Source organism: Streptomyces sp. NPDC043854, from assembly GCF_056436005.1.
This window is the reverse complement of the sequence record NZ_JBWKDK010000009.1, coordinates 111,989-132,506: the sequence shown is the minus strand read 5'-3', so window position 1 is coordinate 132,506 and position 20,518 is coordinate 111,989. Positions and strand designations below refer to the sequence as shown.

At 73.1% G+C, this 20,518-nt stretch carries 22 protein-coding genes; 14 read left to right on the top strand and 8 right to left on the bottom strand.

What is annotated here, in order from left to right; all coding sequences use genetic code 11:
• Window positions 1–107: 107 nt before the first annotated feature.
• Window positions 108–1,409 carry an LPXTG cell wall anchor domain-containing protein gene (locus tag AC068A_RS11695; protein WP_478583827.1) on the top strand — a complete coding sequence of 434 codons (1,302 nt, stop codon included), beginning with the start codon at window positions 108–110 and terminating at the stop codon, window positions 1,407–1,409.
• An 87-nt stretch (window positions 1,410–1,496) separates the two neighbouring features.
• On the opposite strand, the gene AC068A_RS11690 is transcribed toward AC068A_RS11695, so the two are convergent.
• Window positions 1,497–1,964 (bottom strand): N-acetyltransferase, encoded by a 468-nt coding sequence (locus AC068A_RS11690; protein ID WP_478583826.1) that lies wholly within the window; start codon window positions 1,962–1,964, stop codon window positions 1,497–1,499.
• Window positions 1,965–2,129: 165 nt separating this feature from the next.
• On the opposite strand from AC068A_RS11690, the gene AC068A_RS11685 reads away from it, so the two are divergent.
• Window positions 2,130–3,773 (top strand): DNA repair helicase XPB, encoded by a 1,644-nt coding sequence (locus tag AC068A_RS11685; RefSeq protein WP_478583824.1) that lies wholly within the window; start codon window positions 2,130–2,132, stop codon window positions 3,771–3,773.
• On the opposite strand, the gene AC068A_RS11680 is transcribed toward AC068A_RS11685, so the two are convergent.
• The gene (locus AC068A_RS11680; RefSeq protein ID WP_478583823.1) at window positions 3,731–4,684 is read right to left on the bottom strand and encodes a glycosyltransferase family 87 protein; all 954 of its coding nucleotides are present in this window, start codon (window positions 4,682–4,684) and stop codon (window positions 3,731–3,733) included. The two genes, AC068A_RS11685 and AC068A_RS11680, sit on opposite strands and share 43 nt — an antisense overlap.
• 150 nt (window positions 4,685–4,834) lie before the next feature.
• On the bottom strand, window positions 4,835–5,020 hold the full coding sequence (locus AC068A_RS11675) for a hypothetical protein (protein WP_478583821.1): 186 nt from the start codon (window positions 5,018–5,020) through the stop codon (window positions 4,835–4,837).
• A gap of 495 nt (window positions 5,021–5,515) precedes the next feature.
• On the opposite strand from AC068A_RS11675, the gene AC068A_RS11670 reads away from it, so the two are divergent.
• On the top strand, window positions 5,516–7,501 hold the full coding sequence (locus AC068A_RS11670; RefSeq protein ID WP_478583950.1) for a HelD family protein: 1,986 nt from the start codon (window positions 5,516–5,518) through the stop codon (window positions 7,499–7,501).
• 248 nt (window positions 7,502–7,749) lie between these two features.
• Here the strand turns inward: AC068A_RS11670 and AC068A_RS11665 are convergent, their stop codons facing one another.
• On the bottom strand, window positions 7,750–8,445 hold the full coding sequence (locus tag AC068A_RS11665; RefSeq protein ID WP_478583819.1) for a copper homeostasis protein CutC: 696 nt from the start codon (window positions 8,443–8,445) through the stop codon (window positions 7,750–7,752).
• Between the two features lie 162 nt (window positions 8,446–8,607).
• On the opposite strand from AC068A_RS11665, the gene AC068A_RS11660 reads away from it, so the two are divergent.
• Both AC068A_RS11660 and AC068A_RS11655 read left to right on the top strand, forming a co-directional pair.
• Window positions 8,608–9,306, top strand: a complete 699-nt coding sequence (locus tag AC068A_RS11660) for an HD domain-containing protein (protein ID WP_478583948.1) — start codon at window positions 8,608–8,610, stop codon at window positions 9,304–9,306.
• A 127-nt stretch (window positions 9,307–9,433) separates the two neighbouring features.
• Window positions 9,434–10,654 (top strand): Cmx/CmrA family chloramphenicol efflux MFS transporter, encoded by a 1,221-nt coding sequence (locus AC068A_RS11655; protein ID WP_478583947.1) that lies wholly within the window; start codon window positions 9,434–9,436, stop codon window positions 10,652–10,654.
• A gap of 161 nt (window positions 10,655–10,815) precedes the next feature.
• Here the strand turns inward: AC068A_RS11655 and AC068A_RS11650 are convergent, their stop codons facing one another.
• On the bottom strand, window positions 10,816–11,082 hold the full coding sequence (locus AC068A_RS11650) for a DUF4031 domain-containing protein (RefSeq protein WP_478583817.1): 267 nt from the start codon (window positions 11,080–11,082) through the stop codon (window positions 10,816–10,818).
• A 7-nt stretch (window positions 11,083–11,089) separates the two neighbouring features.
• A complete protein-coding gene (locus AC068A_RS11645; protein WP_478583815.1) occupies window positions 11,090–11,482 on the bottom strand; it encodes a hypothetical protein in 393 nt (130 codons plus the stop codon).
• 129 nt (window positions 11,483–11,611) lie between these two features.
• Between AC068A_RS11645 and AC068A_RS11640 the strand changes: the two genes are divergently transcribed.
• The 5 genes from AC068A_RS11640 (at window position 11,612) to AC068A_RS11620 (ending at window position 16,937) form a co-directional block, all read left to right on the top strand.
• Window positions 11,612–11,878, top strand: a complete 267-nt coding sequence (locus AC068A_RS11640) for a hypothetical protein (protein WP_478583813.1) — start codon at window positions 11,612–11,614, stop codon at window positions 11,876–11,878.
• The gene (murQ, locus tag AC068A_RS11635; RefSeq protein WP_478583811.1) at window positions 11,875–12,873 is read left to right on the top strand and encodes an N-acetylmuramic acid 6-phosphate etherase; all 999 of its coding nucleotides are present in this window, start codon (window positions 11,875–11,877) and stop codon (window positions 12,871–12,873) included. Before AC068A_RS11640 ends, murQ begins: the two co-directional genes overlap by 4 nt.
• 116 nt (window positions 12,874–12,989) lie before the next feature.
• Window positions 12,990–14,558, top strand: a complete 1,569-nt coding sequence (locus AC068A_RS11630; protein WP_478583809.1) for a PTS transporter subunit EIIC — start codon at window positions 12,990–12,992, stop codon at window positions 14,556–14,558.
• 282 nt (window positions 14,559–14,840) lie between these two features.
• Window positions 14,841–16,436 (top strand): serine/threonine-protein kinase, encoded by a 1,596-nt coding sequence (locus AC068A_RS11625; RefSeq protein WP_478583945.1) that lies wholly within the window; start codon window positions 14,841–14,843, stop codon window positions 16,434–16,436.
• A 126-nt stretch (window positions 16,437–16,562) separates the two neighbouring features.
• Window positions 16,563–16,937, top strand: coding sequence for a hypothetical protein (locus tag AC068A_RS11620; protein ID WP_478583808.1), 375 nt, complete (start codon window positions 16,563–16,565; stop codon window positions 16,935–16,937).
• Window positions 16,938–16,967: 30 nt separating this feature from the next.
• Here the strand turns inward: AC068A_RS11620 and AC068A_RS11615 are convergent, their stop codons facing one another.
• Together AC068A_RS11615 and AC068A_RS11610 are read right to left on the bottom strand one after the other, a co-directional pair.
• On the bottom strand, window positions 16,968–17,681 hold the full coding sequence (locus AC068A_RS11615) for a hypothetical protein (RefSeq protein WP_478583806.1): 714 nt from the start codon (window positions 17,679–17,681) through the stop codon (window positions 16,968–16,970).
• Window positions 17,678–17,899: a hypothetical protein gene (locus AC068A_RS11610; protein ID WP_478583804.1), complete on the bottom strand. Its 222-nt coding sequence runs from the start codon at window positions 17,897–17,899 to the stop codon at window positions 17,678–17,680. Before AC068A_RS11610 ends, AC068A_RS11615 begins: the two co-directional genes overlap by 4 nt.
• A 116-nt stretch (window positions 17,900–18,015) precedes the next feature.
• Between AC068A_RS11610 and AC068A_RS11605 the strand changes: the two genes are divergently transcribed.
• From AC068A_RS11605 to AC068A_RS11590, 4 genes are all read left to right on the top strand, one after another.
• A complete protein-coding gene (locus AC068A_RS11605) occupies window positions 18,016–18,840 on the top strand; it encodes a helix-turn-helix domain-containing protein (RefSeq protein ID WP_478583803.1) in 825 nt (274 codons plus the stop codon).
• Window positions 18,837–19,091: a DUF397 domain-containing protein gene (locus tag AC068A_RS11600; RefSeq protein ID WP_478583801.1), complete on the top strand. Its 255-nt coding sequence runs from the start codon at window positions 18,837–18,839 to the stop codon at window positions 19,089–19,091. The genes AC068A_RS11605 and AC068A_RS11600 overlap by 4 nt, the downstream gene beginning before the upstream one ends.
• A 161-nt stretch (window positions 19,092–19,252) precedes the next feature.
• Entirely contained in the window at window positions 19,253–19,831 is a 579-nt protein-coding gene (locus tag AC068A_RS11595) for a Uma2 family endonuclease (RefSeq protein ID WP_478583799.1), read from the top strand.
• An 83-nt stretch (window positions 19,832–19,914) separates the two neighbouring features.
• On the top strand, window positions 19,915–20,481 hold the full coding sequence (locus AC068A_RS11590; protein ID WP_478583797.1) for a nucleotidyltransferase domain-containing protein: 567 nt from the start codon (window positions 19,915–19,917) through the stop codon (window positions 20,479–20,481).
• The last annotated feature ends 37 nt before the right edge of the window (window positions 20,482–20,518 follow it).

The following is a 20,518-nucleotide window of genomic DNA, read 5'->3' as shown; positions in this document are numbered from 1 at the left end:
GCCCGGCACGCTGCCGCGGCCGCCACGCGCACTTGCCGTCGCCTTCCCGCCGGCGCCCGTTCCTCGCGGAGCGCCTGCCCGTCCTGGTTCCTTGGGGGGAATCCGCCATGTCCGCTCGCACCGCCCTCCGCCGCCCCGTCCGCGCCGCTGCCGCCACCGCCGTGGTCGCCGCCGTCGCCGGCACCGCCTTCATGCCGCTGTCGGCGTACGCCGCGCCGGCCGAGGACAACGGCGTCCTGAAGATCACGATGAACCCCCTGGCGCCCAGCAGCCCGCTGAAGCGGGGCGGCGCGACGGAGACCTTCGAGCTGACGGTGACCAACCCCTCGGACAAGGCCCGTGCCTTCCACCCGTGGATCGATGGCAAGGCCGCCGGCCCCGGCCTGCTGCAGACGAGCGACGTGACCTTCAAGGTCGAGGCGGTCGGCGACGGCCCGGCAACGGAGTCCAGCATCGGGCAGCAGAACGGCGGCTGGCAGGGCTACTTCTTCCCCACCGGCAAGAAGGCCGGGGACGGCGGCTTCGAGGTGCCGGCGGCCGGCAAGCTGACCTGGAAGGTCACCGTCGGCCTCGGCGCGAACTACCCGACGAACAAGGGCGCCCTCACGCTGGACGCCTCGTCGTACAAGAACGAGGTGCCGGCAGCCGGCAAGGCCTCCCTCACCTTCAAGGCCGATGCGCCCGCCAGGGTCGGCAAGTTCACGACCGTGCTCAACGGCATCGGCCCCTGCCAGGGCAGCACGGCGCCCGACTGCCGCGAGCTGAACGTGAAGTACCGCGTCACCGACGACGGCGAGTTCAACACCGCGCTTGCCACCCACCTGACGCTGCAGACCCCCGACGGCACCACCCCCGACGTCCAGGTGCGGGCTGCCCAGGTCGGCGGCGCCTGGCAGGACGTCAAGCTCGATCCCGGCTCCTCCCGCTTCGCGCTGCCCGAGATCGAGAAGGGCTTCAGCGCGGCCTCAGGCGAGCGCACCACCCGCCTGCAGATCAAGCTCGGCCCGAAGGCGAAGCTGACGAAGGCCACCCAGATCAATGCGTTCGCGGAAGTGGGCCTCGCCACGGGCAACACCTGGGCGTTCGACCGCGTTGACACGAAGATCGAGCTGGCCCCGGCCACCACGTCCTCCCCCTCGCCGTCGCCGAGCGGCTCCGCCTCCCCGTCTCCGTCCGCGTCCGCCTCGGCCTCCGCGTCCCCGTCGGCGTCCGCCTCGACGACCGCGGCGACCACGGGCACCACGGGCACCACCGGCACCACCACCACGGGCTCCTCCGGCTCCCTCGCGAACACCGGCGCCAGCTCCAACACCGGCCTGTACTCCGCCCTGGCCGCGGCCCTGGTCGCCACCGGTGGCGCCGCGGTCTGGCTCGGCGCCCGCCGCCGCAAGGCCGCGTCCCAGGCCTGAGTCCCAGGTCTGATCCGCAACCACACCCGAAGGGGCCCGGCACACGACAGCGTGCCGGGCCCCTTCGGCCGTACCGCGCCCCTGCTCTCAGCGGGCCGCGTACACCACCCGCCCCGGCCCGAACGGCCAGACCTCCGCGAGCCAGCGGGAGACGGTCTCGTACAGCGGCTTGTCCAGCGCCGCCCGGTCGGCCCGCACCCAGGAGGTGACGTGCACCGGCCGCGGGCTGCCGCCCTCCTTCGCCGGGTAGATGTACACGCAGCCGATCACGTCGTCGCCGTCCAGGACGCTGTACGTGAACCCGGTCCGGGCCGCGAAGTCCCGCGCGTGCCGGGCCAGGTCGCGCCGGTTGTCCTCGGCGGACATCCCCTCCTCCGGCGGCCACTTGCTCCCCCCGAACCCGGGCGTGGCCCGTACGTGCGCGATGCTGCCGCCCCAGGCGGCCAGGTCCCGCTCGTTGTGCTGCTCGCCCAGCGGCTCCAGCCGGAACCCCTCCCCGGCCAGCTCCAGGGGCACGTCGAAGTCGTCGGGCACGAAAGCCTCTTGATCACTCATGCTCCGACCCTAGGCACCGGCCCGCCGCGTCCTGCCACCGAATTTTCCACGAGCGCACCGGCGGCCCGGCAGCCCGTGGGACACCCCCGCCGCCCGTCGATACGGCAGACTGGAGGTTTGGCCGTCCGCGACCGGGCGGCCACCCGACGCCGGAAAGGGACGTGCGTGAACGGGCCTCTCATCGTCCAGAGCGACAAAACCCTCCTCCTGGAGGTAGACCACGAGCTCGCCGGGGCGGCGCGCCGCGCCATCGCGCCCTTCGCCGAGCTGGAGCGCGCGCCCGAGCACATCCACACCTACCGGATCACCCCGCTCGGCCTGTGGAACGCCCGGGCCGCGGGGCACGACGCCGAGCAGGTCGTCGACGCGCTCGTCGAGTACTCCCGCTACCCCGTCCCGCACGCCCTGCTCGTCGACGTCGCCGAGACCATGGCGCGCTACGGACGCCTCACCCTCTCCAAGCACCCCGTGCACGGCCTGGTGCTGGCGAGCACCGACCGGCCGGTGCTGGAGGAGGTCCTGAAGTCCAAGCGGATCACCCCGCTCGTCGGCGCCCGGATCGACGCCGACACCGTCGCCGTGCACCCGTCCGAGCGCGGCCAGATCAAGCAGACCCTCCTCAAGCTGGGCTGGCCGGCCGAGGACCTCGCCGGGTACGTGGACGGTGAGGCGCACCCCATCGAGCTGGAGGAGGACGGCTGGGCCCTGCGCCCCTACCAGCAGCAGGCCGTGGAGGGCTTCTGGCACGGCGGTTCGGGCGTGGTGGTGCTTCCCTGCGGCGCTGGCAAGACGCTGGTCGGCGCGGGGGCCATGGCCAAGGCCAAGGCGACCACGCTGATCCTGGTCACCAACACGGTCTCGGCCCGGCAGTGGAAGCACGAGCTGGTCCGGCGGACCTCGCTGACCGAGGACGAGATCGGCGAGTACTCCGGCACCCGCAAGGAGATCCGGCCCGTCACCATCGCCACCTACCAGGTCCTCACCACCAAGCGGAAGGGCGTCTACCCGCACCTGGAGCTCTTCGACTCCCGCGACTGGGGCCTGATCCTCTACGACGAGGTGCACCTGCTGCCGGCGCCGGTGTTCAAGTTCACCGCCGACCTGCAGGCCCGCCGCCGGCTCGGCCTCACCGCCACCCTGGTCCGCGAGGACGGGCGGGAGTCCGACGTGTTCTCGCTGATCGGGCCGAAGCGGTTCGACGCGCCGTGGAAGGAGATCGAGGCGCAGGGCTACATCGCCCCGGCGGACTGCGTCGAGGTCCGGGTGAACCTCACCGAGTCGGAGCGCCTCGCGTACGCGACCGCCGAGACGGAGGAGAAGTACCGCTTCTGTGCGACGACGGCGACCAAGCGGAAGGTGACCGAGGCCCTGGTGCGCAAGCACCGCGGCGAGCAGACCCTCGTCATCGGGCAGTACATCGACCAGCTCGACGAGCTCGGCGAGCACCTGGACGCGCCCGTCATCAAGGGCGAGACCTCCAACGTGCAGCGGGAGAAGCTCTTCGACGCCTTCCGGGAGGGCGAGATCAGCGTGCTGGTGGTGTCGAAGGTCGCGAACTTCTCCATCGACCTGCCCGAGGCGACCGTCGCCATCCAGGTGTCCGGAACCTTCGGTTCCCGCCAGGAGGAGGCCCAGCGGCTGGGCCGCGTGCTGCGCCCGAAGGCGGACGGCCACGAGGCCCGGTTCTACTCGGTCGTCGCGCGCGACACCATCGACCAGGACTTCGCCGCGCACCGCCAGCGGTTCCTGGCCGAGCAGGGCTACGCCTACCGGATCATGGACGCCGACGAGCTCCTGGCCGGCGACTGAACCGGCGGCCGGACAGCCGGCGACTGCACGGCCGGCGACTGCACGGCAAGAGGCTGAACGGCCGGCGGCTGAACGGCCGGCAGGGCGGGCGGCCGGAGGCCGCCGGGCGCGGACCCGCCCGTCCGTACGGGTCCGGCCGCCGGCACCCGTACGGGCGCGGACGCGCGGGCCAGGCGGGCCAGGCGGGCCAGGAAGGCGAGCAGGGGGACGGCCCAGACCCACAGGTGCGGCCAGTACAGCAGCAGGACCGGGCCGGCCGCGCCGAGCAGGCGGTCCCCGAACTCGGCGGATTCCTGCGGGAGCACCAGCAGCCCCAGCAGCCCGGTGCCGGCGAACGCGGCCAGCGCCGTCAGCCCCGCCCGGATCCGCCCGGTCAGCAGCAGGTACGGGATGAACACCGCCGGGGTCAGGGTGATCCCGGCGGCCGTGCCCAGGGCGAAGCCCTTGCCGAGGGCGGCCTCCCGGCGGCCCAGGTCCCACAGGACCAGGCAGGCGAGCGCCAGGTTGACCTGCCCGGGCAGCAGCCCCTGGAACAGCGGCTCGGCCCACAGCCCGGCGATGGTGGCGGCCAGGACCGGGCCCGGCCGGGCCCGCAGGCCCGCGAGGCGGCAGGACAGCAGGATCAGCAGGGCCAGCAGGCCGGCGTTGCCGAGCACGAAGACGGCCTTGAGCACACCGGGCGGCAGCCAGGCGGCCGGGGTGAACAGGATCGCGGCGAAGGGCGGGTAGGCGGCGGGCGGGCGCCACTCGGTTCCCGGGATCCCGGCGACGGCGTCGACGAGGGCATCGGCAATCGGAATGCGCAGGACGATGCAGAGCACGCCCAGGGCGAGCAGCGAACCCGTGACCAGCACGCCGGCCAGCGGCGACGGCGAGGGGAGGGGGTGGAGTGGGTGGAGACGCCGGATCACGGGCGTGACCCTAGTGGATCACCGGCGGGGGCCGCCGGTATCCGGCCAGCGGGGCGGCTTCGCCGGGCTGCCGGGCCGGGATGCCGGAGTGCGCCGAAGCGGAACCGGCTCGGACGGCGGCCGCGGCGGGTGTGGCCGGCCGCCAGCCGGTCAGCGGCGTATGACGCCCGCGTCCTCGCCGTACTCGCCGAGGACGACGACGCTCACGGCCGCCGCGGCGAAGACCTTCGCGGCGCGCAGGACGTTGCCGACGACGTGGCGGTGGCGGGTGTCGGAAGTGGCGGTGGCGCCGCTCGGGCGGCCACCGTGGACCGGGGTGAAGGTTGCGGTGCTCATGCCTCCATGGTGCGTTCGGGGCCCCGTCCGGCGCATCGCTCCCGGGACGGAATCCCCGGGGCCCCCGCCTCCTCCTTGCGTCCCATACCGGCCCCTAGGGCCCCACCCCGAGGTCTGACACACCCGGGTACGACACCCGGCCGGCGGACGGCCCGCCCGGAACCTCCGGCCCGGGAAATCCGTTCGCGCCGCGCGGGCCCCCTGACTACAATCTCCGCTCTTGCCGCCTCCCGCCGCCGTATCGGGGAGAGCGCCCACCGGCCGGTAACCGGCGGGCACGCGAGGCCCGCCGGCCGCGCAACCGATCACGCCACCGACCCCCGCAGACCAGCCGCTGGAGGCAGTCCCGTGCCCTCGCACGCCCCCGAGCCCGCCGCCCCCGCCCCGGCCGCCACCGCGACCGCCACCGCGACCGCACCGGCCGCCGCCGTCGAGGCGAACCCCCTCGCCCGCGAGCAGGCCCACCTCGCCGCCTCCCGCGCCGCCCTGCGCGCCATGCGCGAGGACGTCGAGGCCCTCGACATCCGCGACGTCACCGCGAACTGGGTCAACGCGCTCGTCCTCCAGGCCCAGATCGACGACCGCATCAAGGCGCTGGCCGACCTCGCCCACACGCCCCTCTTCTTCGGCCGCCTCGACTACCTCCACGCCCCCGGCGCGGAGCTCGCCGAGGGCGCCGAGGGCGAGCAGTTCTACATCGGCCGCCGCCACGTCCACGACGCCGGCGGCGACCCCATGGTCATCGACTGGCGGGCGCCCGTCTCCCAGCCGTTCTACCGGGCCTCCAAGAAGGACCCGCAGGACGTCGCCCTGCGCCGCCGCTTCGGCTACACCGGCGGCGAGCTCACCGCCTACGAGGACGAGCACCTCTCCGACCCCGCCGAGGCGGCCGCCGTCAGCAAGCTGCTCCAGCAGGAGATCGAGCGGCCGCGCGTCGGCCCGATGCGCGACATCGTCGCCACGATCCAGCCCGAACAGGACGAGATCGTCCGCTCCGGGCTGTCCGGTTCCGTCTGCGTCCAGGGCGGCCCCGGCACCGGGAAGACCGCCGTCGGCCTGCACCGCGTCGCCTACCTGCTGTACGCGCACCGCGAGCGGCTCGCCCGCACCGGCACCCTCGTCATCGGCCCGAACCGGTCCTTCCTCCAGTACATCGAGCAGGTCCTGCCCGCCCTGGGCGAGCTGGAGGTCAAGCAGGCCACCGTGGAGGACCTGGTCACCCGCGACGGCCTGGAGGTCCGCGGCGCCGACGCCGCCGACACCGCCGTCGTCAAGGGCGACGCCCGCATGGCCGAGGTGCTGCGCCGCGCGGTCCGCTCGCACGTCACCGAGCCCGCCGAGCCCCTGATGGTGGTCCGCGGCTCGCGCCGCTGGCGGGTCCCCGCGTACGAGCTCCAGGAGATCGTGGCGGAGCTCCAGGGGCGGGACATGCGCTACGGGGCCGCCCGCGACGCGCTGCCGCAGCGCGTCGCGCACGCCGTGCTCGTACGGATGGAGCAGGCGGGCGAGGCGCCCGACGACCGGGTGCAGGACTCGGTCGCGCGGAACGCCGCCGTGAAGGCCCTGGTCAAGGCCGTCTGGCCGGCCGTGGACCCGGCGAAGCTGGTGCTGCGGCTGCTGTCCGACGCGGAGTTCCTGGCCGCGCACGCGGACGGGATCCTGTCGCAGGAGGAGCAGGGGCTCCTGCTGTGGGCCAAGCCGGCGCGCAGCGTGAAGTCGGCGACGTGGTCCCCGGCGGACCTGGTCCTCATCGACGAGGTGGCCGACCTGGTGGAGCGCACGCCCTCGCTGGGCCACGTCGTCCTCGACGAGGCCCAGGACCTCTCCCCCATGCAGTACCGGGCGGTCGGCCGCCGCTGCACCACCGGCTCCGCGACGGTCCTGGGCGACCTCGCGCAGGGCACCACGCCGTGGGCCACCCGTGACTGGGCCGAGGCCCTGGCACACCTGGGCAAGCCGGAGGCGGCGCTGGAGGAGCTGACGGCGGGCTTCCGCGTGCCGCGCGAGGTGATCGCGTACGCCTCCCGGCTGCTGCCGGCCATCTCCCCCGGGCTGGCGGCGGTCTCGTCGGTCCGCGAGACGCCCGGCTCGCTGGCGGTGACGCCGGTCCCGGAGGCCGCCGAACTGACCGCCGCCGTGGTGGCCGCCTGCCGGGACTCGCTGGAACGGGAGGGCTCCATCGGCCTGATCGCGGCCGACGCCCGGATCCCGGAACTGGCCGGGGCCCTGGAGGCGGCCGGGTTGGCCTGGCTGTCCCCGGGCGAGGAGACCACCGCCCGGACCCGGCTGACGCTGGTGCCGGCGTCGCTCGCGAAGGGCCTGGAGTACGACTACGTCGTGCTGGACGAGCCCGCCGCGATCGTTGCGGGCGAACCGGACGAGCGGACCGGCCTGCGCCGCCTGTACGTGTGCCTCACCCGGGCCGTCTCGGGCCTGACGGCCCTCCACGCCGCCCCGCTGCCGCCGGCCCTGACCGCCTGACCCGGCCGCCCGGCCCGGGCCGGTGTTTCCCGGGGGCTGGGGCGGCGCCCCGGGGAACCCGGCTCCGCCGGGCACCGGGCTCTGCCCGGACCCGCGCCTCAAACGCCGGCGAGGCTGGATTTTGCCGGACCTCGGCTTGGAAGGTGGGGCCGGGATGCGCCGGACCTGGCTTCGGAGATACAGCCGGGATGCGCCGGACCTGGCTTCGCCGACGCAGCCGGTGCGGCCGGTGCGGCCGGTGCGGCCGGTCAGGACAAGGCGGCGCGCCACTCTTCGACGGCGGCTGCCGAGACCGGGTGGGCCCACCCGCCGGGCCGGGCCGCGCCGCCGATGTGGAAGCCGTCGATCCCGGCCTCGCGCAGCACCGGCAGGTGATCCAGCGTCAGCCCGCCGCCGACCAGCAGCCGCGCCGCGTACCCCGGCTCGTCCCGCCGCGCCGCCTCGGCCAGCAGCACCGGCAGGCCCTCCGCGACGCCCGCGGCCGACCCGGCCGTCAGGTAGGTGTCCAGCCCGGGCAGGTCCGCGAGCGCCTTGCGCAGCTGGTCGCGGTCGGCGGCCCGGTCGATCGCCCGGTGGAAGGTCCACCGGCAGCCGGCCAGCTCCGCCGTGACCGCCTCGACGGCGGCCAGGTCCGGGCTGCCGTCCGGGGTCAGGAACCCGAGGACGAACTCCTCGGCCCCCTCGGCCCGCAGCGCCCGCGCCTGCGCGGCCAGCCGGTCCACGTCCTCCGCCGAGCCGGCCGAGAAGCCGTCCGCCGCCCGGAGCATCACGCGCAGGGGGATGCCGACCGCCGCCCTGATCGCCGCGAAGGTCTCGCGCGACGGGGTGAGTCCGTCGGCGGCCATGTCGCTGACCAGTTCCAGTCGGTCCGCCCCACCGGCCTGGGCCGCGATCGCGTCCTCCACGCCGAGGGCGATCACCTCCAGGACTGCACGGTTGCTCATTGGGCCCACTCCTCGGGAAAGCTGCTGATGGGAAAAATAGGTCTAGTCCAATATCCAGAGTACGGGCCGTTCCCACCCTTCACCAGCACCTTCACGCCACCCCACAATGTCCGCATGGACATCGACACGGGCACGGGCGCGGACACGGACACGGGCGCGAACATGGGCAGGAGCACGGACACGGGCGCTCACAGCAGCACGGGGGCCGCCGCCACCGCGCGCCTGCGCGACCGCTGGCACGCGACCGCCGCCTCGGCCGGCGCCCCCGCCGACCGGGACCCCGCCCCCTACGCCGACCGCCTCCTCGCCGCCTGGGCGGAGCCGCAGCGCCGCTACCACACCACCGCGCACCTGGCCGACGTACTCGAACGGATCGACGTCCTCGCCCCGCACGCCGCCGACCCCGCCGCCGTCGAGCTCGCCGCCTGGTTCCACGACGCCGTCTACCGCCCCGACCGCTCCGAGAACGAGGAGCGCAGCGCCGCCCTCGCCGAGCGCGCCCTGCGCGAACTCGGCGTACCCGAGCACCGCACCGCCGAGACGGCCCGCCTCGTCCGGCTCACCGTCACCCACGATCCCGCCCCCGGCGACACCAACGGCGAGGTGCTCTGCGACGCCGACCTGGCCGTCCTCGCCGGCGACCCCGACGCGTACGCGGCCTACGTCGCCGCCGTCCGCGAGGAGTACGGCTTCGTCCCCGAGGACGCCTTCCGCGCCGGCCGGGCCGCCGTCCTGCGCCAGTTGCTGGACCTGCCCCGGCTCTTCCGCACCCCGCACGGCACCGCCCATTGGGAGGCCCGGGCCCGCCGCAACCTGGCCGCGGAACTCGCCGACCTGACGGACCCGGCCTCCGGGGACTGAGCCGCGGGAGCAGGCCCCGGCCGCCGCAGCCCCGGGAATGAGATCCACTTCGGGCCGGTTCGTGAAGGACATGCCCGAAGCCGCCAAAACCCCCGAGACCGCCGCCGAACCCCCCGCCCGCACCCGCATGCCCGTCGCCGTGTACGTCCTCGGCCTGTCCGTCTTCGCCCTCGGCACCAGCGAGTTCATGCTCTCGGGACTCCTGCCGCCCATCGCCGCCGACATGGGCGTGAGCATCCCGCAGGCCGGCCTGCTCATCTCCGCCTTCGCGATCGGCATGGTCGTCGGCGCGCCGCTGCTGGCCGTGGCCACCCTGCGGCTCCCCCGCCGCACCACCCTCATCTCGCTCATCAGCCTCTTCGGGCTCGGGCAGGTCGCAGGCGCGCTCGCGCCCTCGTACGAACTGCTCTTCGCCTCCCGCGTCGTCTCCGCCCTCGCCTGCGCCGGCTTCTGGGCGGTCGGCGCGGCCGTCGCCATCGCCATGGTCCGGCGGAACCAGCGGGCCCGCGCCATGGCCGTCATGATCGGCGGGCTGTCCATCGCCAACGTCCTCGGCGTCCCGCTGGGCGCGTTCCTCGGCGAGCACCTCGGCTGGCGCTCCGCGTTCTGGGCGGTCGGCGCGGCCTCCGCGGTCGCCCTGGCCGGCATCCTGGCCCTCGTCCCGAGGATCCCGCTGCCCGGCGAGCGGCCCACCCTCCGGCGGGAGCTGCGCATCTACCGCGACCGGCAGGTGTGGCTGTCCATCGGCATCACCGCCCTGGCCGCGGGCGGCGTCTTCTGCACCTTCAGCTACCTGGCGCCGCTGCTCACCGACGTCGCCGGACTGGACTCCGGCCGGGTGCCGTGGGTGCTCGTCCTGTTCGGGCTGGGCGCACTGGCCGGAACCACGGCCGGCGGCCGGTACGCCGACGCGCGCCTCTTCGGGGTGATGCTCTGGGGCATCACCGCCTCGACCGCGTTCCTCGTCGGGCTGGCGCTGCTGGCGTCGGTGGCCGCGGCGGCCGTCGCCCTGTCCTTCCTGATCGGGTTCTCGACCTTCTTCACCGCCCCCGCGCTCAACGCCCGCATGTTCAACGTCGCCGGCGCCGCCCCGACCCTGGCCGGGGCGACCACCACCGCCGCGTTCAACCTCGGCAACACGGGCGGCCCGTGGCTCGGCGGCACCGTCATCGACGCCGGCCACGGCTACGCCGCCACCGCCTGGGCGGGCGCCGCCATGACGGTCACCGCGATCGCCCTCGGCCTGATCGCCCTTCGCCTGGACCGCGGTACGCCGCCGCGCGCAACCCGCGTGGTCGCCTCGTCGGCAGCCGCCCGGCCGGCGCCGAGCCGTACGGTCGCGGGATAGCCGGGCCCCCGGGGATGCCTGAACGGACCGCGCCCCGGCCTTGCCGCGGACCCGCCCGTCCGCCGCCCGGCACGTGACGTGCCGTCACCCGGCCCGGCGGGAGGCACGGCAGCCCGCTGCGATGCCGGGGGGTGCGCCGGGGTGCCGGGGGTGCCGGAGTGCTACGCCGGGCGGCCCTTCGGGCGGCGCAGGCCGGCCTTCGCGAGGAGGCGGACGATCTCCTTGCTGCCGACCTCCACCGCACCCGCCCGGACCGCGTCCGCGTACCGGGACTCGGGCAGGTCGTAGTGATCGCCGTCGAAGGCCTTCGGCGGGCAGCCGATCGACGCCGCGAAGGCGTGCAGTTCCTCGTACGAGACGTCGCTGATCAGATGCGACCACATGCGGCCGTGGCCCGGCCAGGTCGGCGGGTCGATGTAGAGCGTCACCGGCGGCTCACAGGCCGCCGCCGAGGCTGCCCGGGCCGAGGACCGGCCCGAGGCCGCCCACCGCGGCGACCTTCACGCCCGCCTTGGCGCACACCCAGTACGGGTCGGGCCCCAACTCCGGCTCCACGTCCAGCGCGTGCGGGTCGCCGTGTGAGCAGACCGGGCACAGCGGCCAGCGGCCGTACTTCTCCAGCAGCGCGTCCTGCACGTCCTGGGCGACGAGCCCGGCCAGGTAGTCGACCCCCTCGGGCCACTGCTCCACCCACCACCGGCGGTGCGTGACCGAGTCCTCGACGAGGGAGACGACATCAGCCTCGGCGACCTGGCCCGCGACGAGATCGGCGAGGACGAGGGCACGGGCGGCGTGCAACGCCTGTTCCAGGGGTGTTGCGTGGTCCATGCGCCCATTGTGAACCCGGACCGGCCCCATCGCGAAGACCCTCTTTTGTTCTGGGTTGTTTGGTTTGCACCGGTTCAGGAGCCTTATGGCGTATTGACCCTGTTCCGGACCCGAAAATACATTTCGAGCATGAGCGAGGCCGCGAGGGAAACCTTCAGCCCTGCCGCCGTGTCCGGCCGCACCGGGCAGTTCCCCGTCGCCGACCGCCCGCCCGTCGGCGGCGCGCAACGGACGTACCGGAACGCCGCGACCGCCACCGCCCTCGCCACCGCCCTCGCCCCGGCCCCTGCCGCGGCCCCGGCCCCCGCCATCGCCGTCTCGTACGGGGCGGCGATCGCCCCGCGCCACCGCACGCCCGTCCCGCCCGCACTCACCCGTCAGGAGACCGGCCCGTGACCGCCGACGCCGCCACCGACTCCACCGACGCCACCGCCCCCGTCACCGACTCCGCCGCCGGCCACACCGGCACCGCGCTGCGCGCCCAGCTCGACGGGCTGACCACCGAGGCCTTCCGTCCCGAACTCGCCGAGATCGACCGCCGGACCACCCTCGAGATCGCCCGCATCATGAACGCCGAGGACGCCGCCGTCCCGGCCGCCGTCGCCGCCCAGCTGCCCCGCATCGCCGCCGTGATCGACGCCGTCGCCGCGCGCATGGCCCGCGGCGGCCGGCTGGTCTACGCCGGTGCCGGAACCGCCGGCCGGATCGGCGTCCTGGACGCCAGCGAGTGCCCGCCCACCTTCAACACCGCCCCCGGCCAGGTCGTCGGCCTGATCGCGGGCGGCCCCTCCGCCGTGCTCCGGTCCGTCGAGGGCGCCGAGGACTCCGCCGAGCTCGCCGCCGCCGACCTCACCGCCCTGGAGCTGACCAGGGACGACACCGTCGTCGGCATCTCCGCCTCCGGCCGCACCCCGTACGCGGTCGGCGCCGTCGAGTTCGCCCGCACCCGCGGCGCCCTCACCGTCGGCCTGTCCTGCAACGCCGACTCGGCACTCGCCGCGGCCGCCGAGCACGGCATCGAGGTCGTCGTCGGGCCGGAGCTGCTGACCGGCTCGACCCGCCTGAAGGCCGGCACCGCCCAGAAGCTCGTCCTGAACCTCATCTCGACCATCACGATGGTCCGGCTCGGGAAGACGTACGGAAACCTCATGGTCGACCTGCGCGCCTCCAACGAGAAACTGCGCGCCCGCTCCCGCCGCATCGTGGCCCTGGCCACCGGAGCCGGCGAGGAGGAGATCGAAGCCGCGCTCACCGCCACCGGCGGCGAGGTGAAGGCCGCCATCCTCGTCATCCTCGGCGGCGTCGACGGCCCGGCCGCCGCCGCGCTGCTGTCCGCCGCCCGCGGACACCTCCGCGCGGCGCTCGCCGAGGCCGCCGCCACCGCCCGCTGACCACACCCGCCCGCCGACCGCACCGCCTGCCGACCGCACCGCCCGCCGACCGCCGACCGCCCGCACCGTCCGTCCCGCCCGTACCTCCCGCCCCGACGACGCAAGGCGACCGCTCCATGCCCGAAGACAAGAACCGCGCCACAGCCGCCGCGATCCTCCCCCTGGTCGGCGGCCCGGACAACATCACCTCGATCGCGCACTGCATGACCCGCCTGCGCATCGGCCTGCGCGACCGCTCCCTCGTCGACGACGACGCCCTGAAGGCGCTGCCCGCCGTCCTCGGCGTCGTCGAGGACGACACGTACCAGATCGTGCTGGGGCCGGGGACCGTCGCCCGCACCACCCCCGAGTTCGAGGCACTCGTGGCGCACGCCGGCCGGTCTGCGCCTGCGACCGCCGCCCCGCCGACGACGGACGGCGCCGTCACCCCCGGCACTCCGGGGACCCCCGTGACCGCCGAGGAGCTCGCCGACCGGGGCGCCGCCCTCAAGCAGGCCCAGAAGGCCAGGAACGGTACCCCCGTCAAACTGGCCCTGCGCCGCATCGCGAACATCTTCGTCCCGCTGATCCCGGCGCTCATCGGCTGCGGCATCATCGCCGGCCTGAACGGCCTGCTCACCAACACCGGCTGGCTGCCCGGCGCCGTCCCGGCCCTCGCCGCGATCGCCTCCGGCTTCATGTCCCTGATCGCCGTGTTCGTCGGCCACAACACGGCCAAGGAGTTCGGCGGCACGCCGGTCCTGGGCGGCGCCGTCGCCGCGATCATCGTCTTCCCCGGCGTCGCGAAGATCGACGCCTTCGGCCACCACCTCTCCCCCGGCCAGGGCGGCGTCCTGGGCGCGCTGGCCGCCGCCCTCCTCGCCGTCCGGGTGGAGAAGTGGTGCCGCGCCTGGGTCCCGGAAGCCCTCGACAACCTGGTCACACCGACCCTGACCGTCCTCGTCGCCGGCCTGGTCGCCCTGTTCGGCCTGATGTTCGTCGCCGGGGAGGTCTCCGCCGCCATCGGCAGCTTCGCCACCTGGCTCCTGCGCACCGGCGGCTCCTTCGCCGGCCTCGTCCTGGGCGGCCTGTTCCTCCCGTTGGTGATGCTGGGCCTGCACCAGGCCCTCATCCCCATCCACACCACCCTCATCGAGCAGACCGGCTACACCGTCCTCCTCCCCATCCTCGCCATGGCCGGCGCGGGCCAGGTCGGCGCGGCCGTCGCCGTCTACTGCCGCCTCCCGCGCAACCGGAGCCTGCGTACGACGATCAAGTCCGCGCTCCCGGCCGGCTTCCTCGGGGTCGGCGAGCCGCTGATCTACGGGGTCTCGCTGCCGCTGGGCCGTCCCTTCGTCACCGCCTGCGTCGGCGGAGCGGCCGGAGGCGCGTTCATCGGCCTGTTCAACCAGCTGGGTGTCGTCTTCGGCTCCACCGCCATCGGGCCCTCCGGGTGGGCCCTGTTCCCGCTGCTCGACGGCCGTTCCGGCATGGGCCTCACCGTCGCCATCTACGCGGGCGGCCTGGCGGTCGGCTACCTGGTCGGATTCCTGGCCACGTACTTCTTCGGCTTCACCCGGCTTCTCCGCACGTCACTCAATCAGGGGGACGAGGACGAGGATGCGGAGATGACGGCGAAGGACACCGGGAACAACAAGGAGGAGGCCGGGCCGGACGCCACTGACTCCCCGGTGCTCACGCGCTGAGCTGCCCGGTGGGGCCCCGCACGGGTCGCGGGGAACGCACGAGTCTCCTGATCTCAGGTCAGATGTCTGGATCGTCACGGCTGTTGGGTTCACCTGCGCTCCGAGGGCCGGGCCTTGCGAACCCGCCCGCACGTGTACGCCTACGCTGGTCCCGCCACGTGGCGGATTACGAGCGGTGCGACGAACGGAGCGTGACAGGTGACGGGGGCGAACGGCGCGGAGCTGGTCGGCGAGGTTCTGGGCGGGCGATACCGAGTGACCGCGACGATCGGACGCGGTGGCATGGGTGTGGTCGCCCGGGCGGTGGACCAGCTGCTGAACCGCGAGGTCGCCGTCAAGGTCCTGCGGGCCTACACCGACGCCTCCCCTGCCGAACTGGCCGATCTGCGGGTGCGGATGCAGCGGGAGGCGCAGGCCGCCGCCCGCATCCGGCACAGCGGTGTGGTCACCGTGCACGACGTGGTCGAGGAGCAGGGGCTGCCGGTCATCGTCATGGAGCTGGTCGACGGGCCCTCCCTCGACGACGTGCTGACGGAGCGCGGCCCGCTGGACCCGCGCGAGGCGGCCGCGATCGGCGCCAAGCTGATGGACGCGCTCGACGCGGCACATCGGGCCGGGGTCCTCCACCGGGACGTCAAGCCCGGCAACGTACTGCTTGAGCGCGGCGGCCGGGTCGTGCTCACCGACTTCGGCATCGCCAGCATGGAGACCTCCGGCGACGAGGCCCTGGCCAAGCTGACCCAGAGCGGTCAGATCGTCGGCTCCCTCGACTATCTGCCGCCGGAGCGCGCACAGGGGCAGGAACCGGGTGCCGCGTCGGACATCTGGGCGCTCGGCATGACGCTGTACGCGGCCGTGGAGGGCGCTTCGCCCTTCCGCCGTACGTCGGTGTGGTCCACGCTGGCGGCGATCGTCGGCGAACCGCTGCCGGAGCCGCGGCGCGCCGGACCACTCACCCCGGTGCTGAAGGCGCTGATGGCCAAGGACCCGCTGCAGCGGCCCGACGCCGGGAAGGCGCGCGAGATGCTGGAGGCGGTCGCCGGGGGCGGGACGGCGGACCTCGCGCCGGCACCGGCCCCCCAGCCCGTCACTCCGCCGGCCTTCGGTCCCGCAGCCCCGTTCTCCCAGCCCGCCGTCCAGCCCGTCGCCTCCTACACACCGACCGACGCGTACGGCGCCCTTCCGCAGCCGGGCATGGCGCAGCCGGGCATGGCGCAGCCGGGCATACCCACCGGTCACAGCGGCCGCTCCGAGACCAGTACCACGATCGTCCGCGCGCAGCGCCGCCGCACCCGCACCGTCGTCGCGGTGGCGGCCGCCACCGTCCTCACCTGCGGCGGAGTCGCCTACGCCGTCATGAACATGCGGGGCGACGCGGGCGGCGGGTCGAACGCGGCCCGTCCCGCGGCGAGCACCCCCGCCGGCGGTGCCAACACCGGCGGCACGACCTCCCCGAGGGACCTGGCGTCCAGCACCCCCTCGAAGAAGGACGAGGACCGGAAGACAGGTCCCACGCCGACGCCCGGCAACAGCGGCGGCAAGCCGGCCGCGGACGCGTCCGCCTCGCCGAAGGCCACGCCCGGTTCCACGGTGAAGGAGCCCGTCCCGGTGTCGACGGGGTGCACCGGCTGGGCCCACTCGAACCGCAGCAACGGCTACGGTCAGACGGCCCAGGACACCCACCTCTACACCGGGCCGTACGCGGAGTGCTCCTATGTGACCGCGGTCAAATCCGGCGTGAAGGTCTACTACCACTGCTACGTCACCAATGCCCACGGCAACAAGTGGATCTACGCCCGTATCGATGGCACGGCCACCGAAGGCTGGCTGTTCAGCGAGAAGTCCACCCTGAAGAGCGGCACGCTCGTCCGCTGCTGAGACCGCACTCAACACACCGGATGTTGACGGACGTGAACGCGGACCCGGGTGCAATTCCGGCCACGGCCCCTCCGGCCACGCAGTCGGCTATGGCGTAACCATGGATCCGGCGGAGAAACTGCCGACATGCAGCTCCCCGCCGAAGCCGTCGCCGCCACCGCCGTCGTCGAAGTCGTACGCCTCACCACCCGTCCCGAGCGTTACGGCGATCCCATGCGCGGCCCCGTCGTCACCCGCTGGACCGGCCGACAGGCCGCCGACTCCCTCGAGTTGATCTCGTCCATGTCGCCGGGCGATCCCCGCCTGTGCTTCGCGCCGGGCTGGGGCCTGCGGGCGTACGGCGCCGCCCACGAGCCCCTGTTCGAACTGGTCTTCTGCTTCAGCTGCCACCACGGCTGGCTCTGGGGCCGGGCCGTCCCGGAAGAGCTGGCCTTCGACACCATCTCGGGCAACACCGCCGAGGCGGACGCCCTGCTGGCCCACTTCCGCGACGCCGCCTGACGGCCGGTCGGCCGACCGGCGGCCCTCCCCTCACCGCTCGCCGGCAGCAGCAGCCTCCAGGAACCGGACGAGGTCACCCGGCCCGTAGCCCAGCTTGGGACCGCGCTCGGCGGCCATCAGCAGCAGCTGGCCCACGATCTCCGCTCCCCACCCGTCGGGCCCGTCCGCGGACCACTCCCCGACCTTCTCGACACCGAGGTCGGCCAGGAACAACCCGTACCGGGCCCGCACCTCCCCGCACAGCCCCGCCACCGCGTCCAGCAGCCGCTCCCCGGGCCGCTCGCAGCGCAGCGCGAAGCGGCCGTCGACCTCCTCGACCGTGCATCCGGTCGGTGGATCCGCCTTGATCGGCGCGTACCCCGGGTCATCGAATTCCGGCCAGCCGTCGACCGGCGCGTGAACGAGCGTGAACCGGTGCCATCCGGGCGGCGGAGGCGGCTGCGGACGCCAGCCCGTCAGCCCGAACACCTCGTGGACCAGCGCCGTGGCCTCGTCCGCCGTCGCGGCCGTCTGCCGCACCCGGCGCGACCCGTCGTCCCCGACGGCCGTCCACAGCCCACCGGCCTCGTCCCGCTCCACCCGTACCTGGAGCCCCATGCCGTATCTCCTCCATCCGGGGCCGACCAGTTCCTGCTCCAGCCGTCCCAACTTCCACGCGAGCTCGGACTCCCACGACCGGGACCCCTCGAAGAGCCCCTGCAACACGGCCTCGACCCGCCGCCGCTCGGCGTCCCCGCCGCTCACGCGGGATGCGCCTTCTCGTGGAGGACGGCCGCCAGCCGGAGCGCGGTGTCGAGGTTGCAGCGCCCGAGCTCGACCAACGGCAGCCCGTACGTCCCCGCCGCCGACACGATGTCCACGCCGAGCGAGGGGAACACCACTCCCACCCCATCGAGCGCCTCTCTCAACTGCCCGACGGCCTCCTCGGCCGCCCGCATCCGCTCCTGGGGAGAGAGCACCATGACATGTCACCTTTCTACTCTGGGTAATCGGATTCCCCACACAGAGTGGCGACGCGCTGGCTAGCCTTTCAAGAGACGACCCGTCTACAACCGCGCCTGTTGCGGTGGGAGTTGCCATGGCAGGAAAGAACCTGGATCCGTCGTCTTCACCCCGGGCCATGCTCGGCTCAGAACTCCGCGTGGCCCGCAAACGGGCGGCCCTCAGCCAGGCCGACCTCGCGGGACCGCTGTTCGTGAGCGGCTCGTACATCGGCCAGATGGAGGCCGGCATCCGCCGCATCCCGATCGAACTCGCCCGCCAGTTCGACGAGATCCTCAAGACGGGCGACTTCTTCGTCCGCAACTGCGGGGCGACAGCCAAGTCGAAGTACCCAAATCACTTCGCCGAAGCAGCCGAGGCGGAAGCGGAAGCCAAGACGATCCGCGAGTACGCACCACTAGCGCTACCAGGAATCCTCCAGCCTGCGTCATACGCTCGCCCGGTCTTCCACGCCTACCAGCCGACGGCCACAGAGGAAACCATCGACCAGCTGGTGCAGAACCGACTAGACCGAGCCCTACTGCTGACGGAGCCAACAACACCCATGTTTTGGTGTGTGCTTGACGAAACCGTCCTCCGAAGGGTCGTCGGCGGCAAGGCGGTCATGGCAGAGGCTTTGCGTCATGTCGCAGCCCTAATCCGCAGACGACGTATCTTCGTGCAGGTGCTGCCGTTCACCGCAGGAGCACACTCCTCCATGGGAGGCACGCTGAAGCTGATGACCTTCGAGGATGCTCCGCCACTCGCCTACGTTCAAGGCAATGCCATAGGTGTCCTGTTGGACGATCCAGCCACCGTCGCCCGCCACTCGCTGACCTACGATCTCCTCACGGCAAGGGCACTGCCACCTGACGAATCGCTGACCATGATCGAGACCGCGGCGGAGGACTACGAAAAATGACCAACGTACCGGAGTACAACCTCTCAGCAGCCACGTGGCACAAATCCAGCTACAGCGACGGCACCGGCGGCGACTGCCTGGAGATGGCCACCTGGCGGAAGTCCACCTACAGCGACGGAAGTGGCGGCAGTTGCGTTGAGGTCGCCGACGGCCACCCCGGCGTGGTCCCCGTCCGCGACTCCAAGCGCCCCGACGACGCGCACCTCGCCTTCGGCCCGGCCGCCTGGGCCGTCTTCGTCGGCTCCCTCTGAGCCAGGTCACCCCATCGGGCTAACCGTCAGCAAGTGCCCGATCACGGACGGGCATATGCCTCTAGCGTATGCGCAGCCGTAGCTGAACGGAGTCCCAGATGGCGCTTCACATGGTCCGCGACCGGGCGCGCAGGGCACCATGGAGTCGAGGAGGCGACCCCATGTCCGCTCGCTCCACCAAGCGTCCCCAGATGACCCTCGATGACTTCGAAGCACTTGAACGCGGCGCTCCCGAAACCGTGACACTCGAATTCATTGCGGGAAAGCTAGAGGTCAAACCAGTGCCCGACGGTGACCACGGAGCCATTGTGATGTGGCTTCTCCGCCAGTGCATGCAGAGCAGGCCGGAACTCGACCTGCACCCGGAGCAGGGCCTGACCGTCGAGCAGTACCGCACCGGACGCGCCCGCCCGGACGGGGTCCTCGCGCCCGTCGCACACTTCGCTGGCCAAGGCGAATGGCCCGACGCTACGGGGGTCCTGATGGTGGTCGAGGTCACCTCGCACGACGCGGACACAGACCTCCGCGACCGGCACGAGAAGCGGGACGGCTACGCCGCAGCCGGGATCCCGGTGTTCCTCCTCATCGACCGGGACCGGCACACACTGACCGTCTACAGCCAGCCCGAGAACGGCACGTATCTCTGCGACCCGGCCTTCGCGTACGGCACGGCCGTGGAGCTCCCCGATCCGGTGGGTATCACGCTGAACACAGAGCCCCTGAAGAACTTCGCCAACTAGCGCCGCATCAGGCAACGTTCGCCCGCCCTGGCAGCCGAAAATCGAGCTGCCGCGGTGGTGATCACCGCATAGCCTGCTCGGCTGTGGAGACAGAGCGCAGTGCTCGGCAGCTTCGGCTGATCAGCGAGACGGTGGAGATCGCGAAGGCCCTCGGTGTGGAGGTGTGGCTCCGCGGGGGTTGGGCCATGGACTTCTTCATCGGCGAGGTCACGCGTGACCACGTGGACATCGATTGGTTCGCCTGGGCGGAGGATGCCTCCGCTCTGGCTGACGGCCTGCTGCGCGCCGGCTATGAGCCTTTGTCCGGGCCGCCTGCCGATCAGCAGCTCGATTTCTGCAAGCAGGGCGTGGAGAGCAGCTTCGCGTTCTTGGACAAGGACCGGATCGGTCGTGTCGTGGTCGCCGGCGGCCCGTGGGCCGGGGAGACATGGCCGGAGGGCATGCTCGACGCTTCGGTCGGCCGTATAGGGGCCCAGCGATGCCGGATCATCAGCCCCCGTGCCCAGATCGAGATCAAGAAGATGATGCCGGTCTGGGTTCCAGGTCGGCCCCGCCGCAGGAAGGATGCCGAGGACATCACCCGGCTGGAGGCGGCACTGCGAGAGCAGGAAAGCCTGCACGGCATGGTCCACGGCCGCGAGATCGAGTAAACGGCCAAGTCCAAGTCCAGGTCGACCGAACTGACGC